Origin of the sequence: Caulobacter sp. 17J65-9 (assembly GCF_010975005.1) — a bacterium.
Lineage (GTDB): Bacteria > Pseudomonadota > Alphaproteobacteria > Caulobacterales > Caulobacteraceae > 17J80-11.
Genome location: NZ_JAAIVC010000183.1, coordinates 1 through 6,916 on the forward strand (window position 1 = coordinate 1; position 6,916 = coordinate 6,916).

At 71.7% G+C, this 6,916-nt stretch carries 6 protein-coding genes; 1 reads left to right on the plus strand and 5 read right to left on the minus strand.

Annotated features, from left to right (window positions below):
* The coding region (locus G3573_RS18745; RefSeq protein ID WP_163263207.1) for a zinc dependent phospholipase C family protein at nucleotides 1-1,823 on the minus strand (1,823 nt) is incomplete at its 3' end.
* Nucleotides 1,824-1,997: 174 nt separating this feature from the next.
* Between G3573_RS18745 and G3573_RS18750 the strand changes: the two genes are divergently transcribed.
* Entirely contained in the window at nucleotides 1,998-2,873 is an 876-nt protein-coding gene (locus G3573_RS18750) for a hypothetical protein (protein WP_163263208.1), read from the plus strand.
* Here G3573_RS18750 and G3573_RS18755 read toward each other — a convergent pair.
* From G3573_RS18755 to G3573_RS18770, 4 genes are all read right to left on the minus strand, one after another.
* Nucleotides 2,837-3,106 (minus strand): hypothetical protein, encoded by a 270-nt coding sequence (locus tag G3573_RS18755; protein ID WP_163263209.1) that lies wholly within the window; start codon nucleotides 3,104-3,106, stop codon nucleotides 2,837-2,839. The two genes, G3573_RS18750 and G3573_RS18755, sit on opposite strands and share 37 nt — an antisense overlap.
* Before the next feature lie 8 nt (nucleotides 3,107-3,114).
* Nucleotides 3,115-3,483 carry a YdbL family protein gene (locus G3573_RS18760; RefSeq protein WP_163263210.1) on the minus strand — a complete coding sequence of 123 codons (369 nt, stop codon included), beginning with the start codon at nucleotides 3,481-3,483 and terminating at the stop codon, nucleotides 3,115-3,117.
* Nucleotides 3,484-3,500: 17 nt separating this feature from the next.
* Complete coding sequence (locus G3573_RS18765; protein WP_163263211.1) at nucleotides 3,501-3,689, minus strand: YnbE family lipoprotein; 189 nt, start codon at nucleotides 3,687-3,689, stop codon at nucleotides 3,501-3,503.
* A gap of 52 nt (nucleotides 3,690-3,741) precedes the next feature.
* Nucleotides 3,742-6,916 (minus strand): YdbH domain-containing protein (locus G3573_RS18770; protein WP_163263212.1); only part of this gene is annotated, 3,175 nt, incomplete at its 5' end.

Sequence of the window (6,916 nt, forward strand, 5' to 3'; positions counted from 1 at the left end):
GTCGGGGGCGGCGCGGGGGCGGGCGCCGGCGCGGGCGAGGCGCCGTGCTCGGGGGCCTTGGCGCCGGGGATGTCCTTGGCCCCCAGCTGGATCAGGAACAGCTTCTGGAAGGCGATGGCGTCGCCGGCGCTGAAGGCCGGCCTGGGCGAGGCGCCGGCGCGTTTGCCGGGCAGGCCCTGCCACTGGTTGCCGGCGTCCAGCGAGCGCACCCAGCCCAGCATCAGGTTCGGGTTGCGGCCGGGCGCGGCCCCCAGCGACCCGCCCTTGGCCTTGAGCGCGGTGTCCAGCTGTTGGCGGCCCGCGTCGCTGAGCATCAGCAGCTTGGTCATCTGCACCGTGTTGAAGGCCGGCGGCAGGTCCTCGATCTTCCACTTCAGGCTGGGATTGCTGAAGCCGCTGTCGGCGATCTTCAGCTGGTCGCGGTTGAAGCTGGCCAGGTCGGTGCGGTGCTCGACCTCGCCGTCGTGGCCGCCGCCGCCGGCGTTCAGCACCTTGTCGAAGTTGGTCTCCGGGTGGGTCAGATAGCCCTCCCACTCGTCGGCGGTCTTGCCCGTCGCGCCCTTCATCAAGACGTCGATCGGGGCCTTCATCAGCTCGTGCAGGGCGTCGGCGATGAACTTGGGCAGGATGCCGTCGATCACGGCCGCCACCGAGACCACGGCGTCCGGCACGCCGGCCATCTTGGCCAGGTGGTCCTCGACGTACTGGCCCAGCGCCGCCTTGGCGCGGCCCATGTCGCCGCCGCTCTCGTTGTAGACGATGGCCTTGGCCACCTCGTGGCTGACCGCCGGGAAGGCGGCCAGGCCCTCGTCGATGTCCTTGATCCAGGCGCGCTTGTATTCCGCCGCCGGACCGTTCAGCGCGGCGTAGGCCACCCGCTCGGGGCCGCTCCGGGCCATGCGCTCGCGGTCGTAGGTGTCGACCTGCTGCTGCAGGCCGTTGCGCAGGCGCGAGAAGATGTAGGGGATCGAGCGGGACGTGCCGTCGCCCTTCAGCAGCTTCGCCTCCAGCACGCTGCCCGGCTTGGCGTAGGTCAGCTCGTCGTAGATGAAGCGCTCCACCCCGGCGATGCTGGTGTCCTCCTGGGTGACCGGCTTGTTGACGTCCTGGTACTTGACCTCGTCCTTGCCGACGACCGGATCCAGGCCCAGGTCGTCGCGCTTGCGGCCGTTCAGCGGCCCGCCGCTGCGCACGCGGGTGGTGGTCGAGCTGATGGTCTGCGGCGTGCGCTTGCCGATGTAGCCTTCCAGGATCAGGTGCTTGACCGCGTTGGTCGGATCCGGGGTCAGCATGAACTCGCCGCCCGCGTAGTAATTGACGTAGGTGTGGGCGAACACGTCGCCGGCCGCGTGGGTCAGGTACCCCACGGTGAAGGCCTGCACCTGCGGGCTCGAGCTGTTGACGAAGCCGCGGTCCCACAGGTGGGCCAGCCAGCCGTTGCTGCCGCCGGCCCCGCCGTCCAGCGAGTCCGCCTCGTCCGGGTGGATGATCTGCTGGCCGGTCAGGATGTCGGGATAGGCGTCGGGGCCCAGCACGCCGGCGCGGAACTGGGCCGGCGCGGCCCGCAGCGCGGCCAGGATCTTGGCGTCGACCTCGAAGGTCCCCAGCACGCCGATGATCCTGCCCGTGCGGTAGTCGGTCTCGTAGATCGTCACCTTGCCGTCGTCGGTGGCGTCGCGCAGCGCCTCTTCGGCCAGGTAGACGTGGGTCTTGGGCTTCCAGGCCAGGGCCGGGGTCGGCACGCCCGCGACGGCGGCCATAACGGCGGCGGCCGCGCCGGCCAGCAGGCCACGGCGGGCTGACTTGAGCTTGAAGGTGCGCATCGGGGAGGCTCTCCGGGTACGAGAGCCCGCCTTAGCGGGAGCGGGCGCGCGCGCATCCGCCCTGCGACCGGGGCCAGGTCTGGCGCGACGAAGCCCAGGTTCCGAGGCCGACGGGCCGATCCGGCTTCCTTGGACCCGCCGCGGTGCACTAGCATCGCCGGGGGGACGGCGAACATGCGAGCGAGCACCGGATATCGTCTGGCTGCGGTGGCGGCGATCGGGTTGTGGGTGGTTGCGATTGCGCTGCCGGTCTATTCCGTCGATCTCGACTATGCGTCGGCGCATTACGACGGCCGGGAGGTCCTGGTCCTCGGCGCCCTAGGCGTGTTCGCCGGCACGTTCGCCTGGTGGGCCAACCTGCCGTGGGCGTGGACGACGATCCGCATGCTGCTGGGCAAACCGCCCGGGCCGGTGCTGACGCTTATTTCCAGCCTGCTGGCGGTCTCGGCGCTGGCGCCCATGGAGCTGCCGGGCGCGAACGAAGCCGTCAGCGGTGAGGCCGTCCCGCAGATCGGCGCCTTCGTCTGGGTCGCCGCCTTCGTCCCCGCCGCCCTGGTCGCCCTTCTGCGGCGGCGCGCGCGCCCCAAACGGCCGAGCGCCGCGCCCGAGCCCGCTTTCGTCACCGACGGCGAGCGCCCCCATGATCCCGTCCGCGTGCTGGAGTCGATAGTCGGCGGCTTCATCACCGACGGCCAACGCACCTATGACCCCGTCCGCGGGCTGGAGCTGAAGGTCACCGGCTTCGACAAGGAGCAGCTCACCAGCTTCCAGTTGCAGACCCCTGACGGCCCGATCGGCTTCTCCGGCTATCCCGATCACATCAGGGAGGGCCATCCGGACTACATGGCGCCGGCAGGCTTGCCGCACATCCGCTGGCAGCTTCACCAGCCAGGCGCTCGCTCAGGGGACACCCGCACGAAGGAAGAGCTCCTGGCCCTCGCCGTCGAAGCCCTCACCGCCTACGGCCCCGGCCACGGCTGTTATCCCGCCTATGTCGAGGTGACCTGGCCGGGCTACTCCTCGCGCCCGTCGCCGGCCTCGTCGTCGTAGCCCTTGCGGGCCGAATAGAAGGCCAGCCACATCAGCCCGCCGGTCAGGCCCCCGCCCAGCACCAGCGCCAGGCCCAGCGCGATCCAGCCGTGGATGGTCATGCTGCTGAAGCCGTCCATCCGGCGCGACAGCCACAGGCCCCAGCCGAACACGCCGACGATGGCGGCGCAGCCGGCCAGAAGAACAAAAAGCCCCGGGCCGGGGCCGCGGGGCTTCTCGTCAGGCTTACGCATGGTGCGCCCTACTTGCGTTGCCAGGCTCCGTTGGCGTCCCGATAATACTGGCCCGCGGGGATCGAGGGGAAGCGCTGGGTGAAGGACGACTGGCCGGCGGCTTCCGGGCTCACGGAATTTCCGGTCTTGGCCGCGGCGTCGCGGTAGACCTGGCCGCGGCCGGCGTTGATCTGGGCCACGGCCGCCTTGAGCGCCGGATCGCCGCCGCCGGACACGAAGCCGAGATAGCCGTCCGACTGCTCGCCGACGATGCCCTGGGCCTTGGCCGCATCGACCTGGGCCTTGGCGTTCGGCATTTGCGCGGTCGCGGCGCCGGCCAGGGCGAACAGGCCGATCAAAGCGGCGCTCAGGCCCGCGAAGAAGGTACGCATGCTCATGTCCTTTCCTCCTCGGATCAGAACAGGTCGGGGTTTTGCTTGATCAACGCCTTCACCTCGTCGTCCAGACGAATGCGGACGTCGGCGTCGAGCTTGGCGTAGATGGTGATGGGATCGACCTTGACGTGGATCGTCGGCGCGCACGCCGAGACCAGAACGGCGCCGGCGCCGGCGGCCATCAGGGCCAGGACTCTTCTCTTGTTCATTGCCGCCCTCCTGAGGGACCCGAGCGCGTTGTCACGGCCCGATCTGACACGGTCAAGGCTGAACCGGCCCTGAACGTAGCGTTTGCGCCCCGTCCATGCCGCTCTTCGCCTGGTTGAACTCACGGAAGTCTTCGAGAAGCTGGTCGAAGTTGAAGCTGGTGTCGAGGGTCAAGTCGATCTTGGTCCCCGACGGGAGCGGCAGCTCGCGCTCGAAGAACCGCTTCTTCAGCACGTCCATGAGCGACAGGGTGATTTCCTTGCGCTCAGGCGGGGCGTGCTCGCCCTTGATGTGGAACAGGATTCCCAGCCGGCCGCCCGGCAGGCTGTTCACCTGCGCGTCCAGCTGCTCGAAGTTCAGGTGCTCCAGCGCCTGGTAGGCGAAGTCCTGGGCGATGTTCGGCGGCGCGCCCGGCGTCTCGCCGCCGGCCGCGTTGACCCCGGTCAGGGCCTCGCGCCGGATCGACAGCCGCCCGGGCTCGATGGCGTGCAGCTCGCCCTGGATGAACTTCAGGCCGTTGGGGCCGACCACGAACGGCAGCCGGCCGCTGACCCTGGCCTCCAGGTCGACGTCCTCGGCCAGGGCCGAGCGCTCGACGATGTCGCCCAGGCGCACGCCCTCGACCACCACCGCGCCTTCCCAGGCGGCGTTCGGGTCGAAGGGCACCTTGAAGCTCTCCAGCACCACCTTGCCGCCGGCCGCCGCCACGTCGCCGCGCTCGATCTGCAGCATGTCGCCGAGCAGCTGGAAGTCGACCGTGGCGTCGTCGAGCGCGACCAGGGAGTCGATCCGGCGGATGGTGATCCGCTGGTCCGGCGCGCTGGTCAGCGGGGTCAGGCTGGTCAGGCGGATGTCGCCCTCCAGCTCGGTGACCGTGCCGGCCGGGCTTTCGAAGCTGAGCCCGCGGGTGGTGAACCGGCCCTCGCTGGAGGTCGTCTGCGGGGTCCAGCGGAAGGCCCCGAAGAAGTCGACCGAGCCGGTCGCCTTGTTGAGCGGATCGACCAGCGGGGTGACGTCGCTGGGCTGCAGGCCGTCGGGGGTGAAGCTCAGGTCCTTCACGTCGATCAGCATCTCGCCGCGGCCCGCGCCGGCGTCGTGGACCAGGGACAGCTCGCCCAGCTTCACGCCCAGCGGCGTGGTCACGTCCAGCCGGCCGCGCCAGACGTCGTCGGACAGGGTGACCAGGCCGGTCGCGCGCTCCGGGTGGAAGCGGCGGACCGGCGCGATGTCGACCACGCCCACGGTGTCCAGCCGGATCTCGGCGCGCACGTCCTCGCCCGCGCCGGTCGCTTCGATGGTGCCGGCGGCGTTCTCGTAGCGCATCTCCAGGAACGGGCCGGTGACGCCGGCCTGCTGGACCCGCCCGCTCAGCGACCACATCCCGCCGGCCACGCGCAGCAGGGGCCCGCCGGCGGGACACAGGCCGCCGTAGGCGTCGACCATGTCGTTCTCGCCCAGCTCCAGCCGCGCCGCCGACAGGCTGGCGCAGCCGTCGGGCGTGTAGGTCAGGGCGCCGCCGGCCATGGCCAGCCGTCCCGCCGTCTGCAGCACGCCGCCCTGCACCGGGCCGAAATCGAAGCCGGCCTTGGCCGAGGTCGTCGCGTAGAGGTTCAGGCCCGCGTCGTCGAAGCGCAGCCGGTAGTCCGACACGGCGACGTCGGCGTTGGGCAGGGCCCCGCCCGACAGCGCCAGGTCGAAGGCCCCGCGCCCCTCGCCCTCGGCCGGGGCGGCGTAGAGCGGCTGGCGGCGCGGGGTCAGCACCGCCTGTCCGCCGGAAGCCGCGACCAGGCGCACCGGCGCGGTCAGGGCTACGCTTGTGCCCGGGCTGCCGGTCTCGATCGACAGGCCCGGCGCGGAAAGCCTGAAGTCGCCGAGCGCCCGCTTCAGCGCGCCCAGCTCGGCCACGTCGTCGGTCTTCGCCGGGCCGAGCCCGGTCCAGGCTCCGTGGGCGGCCGACACGCCGCCGTCCAGGGTCAGCAGGAAGGCCTCGCCCGCGCGCAGGTCGCCGCGCAGGGCGCCGGTCACCCCGCCCAGGGACAGATCGCCGTCCGCCACCCGCTTGGCGTTCAGATCCGCCCGGAAGACGCCCTCCAGGCCCTTGGCGCCGCGCCCGGCGAACCGCGCGTCGGTCAGGTCCAGCCGCGCGCCCTCAAGGAAGGTGGAGTCCCGACGCGCCTGGGCGGTCGCCAGGGTCACGCCCCCTTGAGCCCGCCAGTCCAGGCCGTCCTTGGTCCGAGTCAGCTCCAGCGCCCTGGCGGTCGCCTCGAAACGCCCGCCGCGTCCGTCGAACGACCCGGCCGAATAGCTCTCGACCCGGCCGGCGGCGGCGGCCTGGCCGATCAGGCGGAAGTTCTCCAGCCAGCCGGTGACCCGCCCGTCGAAGCGCAGGTTCAGCTCGTCGCCGGTCGTCTGGGTGTCGCCGGCGCCGGCCGAGTCGGCCTTCACCGCCAGGTTCATCCGCACCGTGCCGTCGCCGCGGCGCTTCTTCAGGTCCGGATAGGGGAAGTCGCCCTCGAACTCGACGCGCGCGTCCTCGAGGTCGAGCGCGTCGGACACCCACTCCCCCACCGCCGCGTCGGCGCGCACATGCAGGCGGTCGCCGGTCTTGGTGGCGTGCAGCTCGGCGCCCTGCAGGTCGCCCGCGAGGCCCTTGCCGGCCAGCCTGGCCGCGGGCAGCCGCGCGTCCAGCCGCAGCAGCTGGCCGTCGTCGATGGTGGCGTCGCCGCGGGCCCGCAGCCGGCCGTAGGGCGTGGTCAGCCGCAGCTGGCCGTCTTCGACCAGCACCAGCGGCCCGTGCTCCTCGGGCTTGGGCGGCTTGGCCAGGAACTCCTTCACCAGCGGATCCAGCGAGCCGAACTTCAGCTCGCCGTCCTTCAGCTCGGCCTTCACCACCGGCTTGACCAGGCGCACCCGCCGCGGCTTCACGCCGAAGCCGCCCTTGTCCCACGGCATGGCCACGGTCATGTCGACCTCGACCCGCTGGGCCATGAAGTCGGGATCGCCAGCCGATCCGGCCCGCACCGTGCCGGTGAAGCCGTCGAGGTCGAGCCGCTCGATCCCCACCTCGGCCTCGATGCCGCGCTGGTCCAGCCAGCCGACCAGGGCGTCGCGCGCGATCTCGCGGCGGCCCAGCCAGGCGGCGCCGGCGACGGCCGCGAACCCGAACGCCGCCACCGCCAGCACCTGCAGGCTGGTCCGGCCCCAGTCGCGACCTCGCGCCGCGCGCGCA

Excerpts from the sequence above, each read along its gene's own strand:
- G3573_RS18750 (WP_163263208.1), top strand. The coding sequence starts at position 1,998 with ATGCGAGCGAGCACCGGATATCGTCTGGCTGCGGTGGCGGCGATCGGG.
- G3573_RS18755 (WP_163263209.1), bottom strand. The coding sequence starts at position 3,106 with ATGCGTAAGCCTGACGAGAAGCCCCGCGGCCCCGGCCCGGGGCTTTTT.
- G3573_RS18760 (WP_163263210.1), bottom strand. The coding sequence starts at position 3,483 with ATGAGCATGCGTACCTTCTTCGCGGGCCTGAGCGCCGCTTTGATCGGC.
- G3573_RS18765 (WP_163263211.1), bottom strand. The coding sequence starts at position 3,689 with ATGAACAAGAGAAGAGTCCTGGCCCTGATGGCCGCCGGCGCCGGCGCC.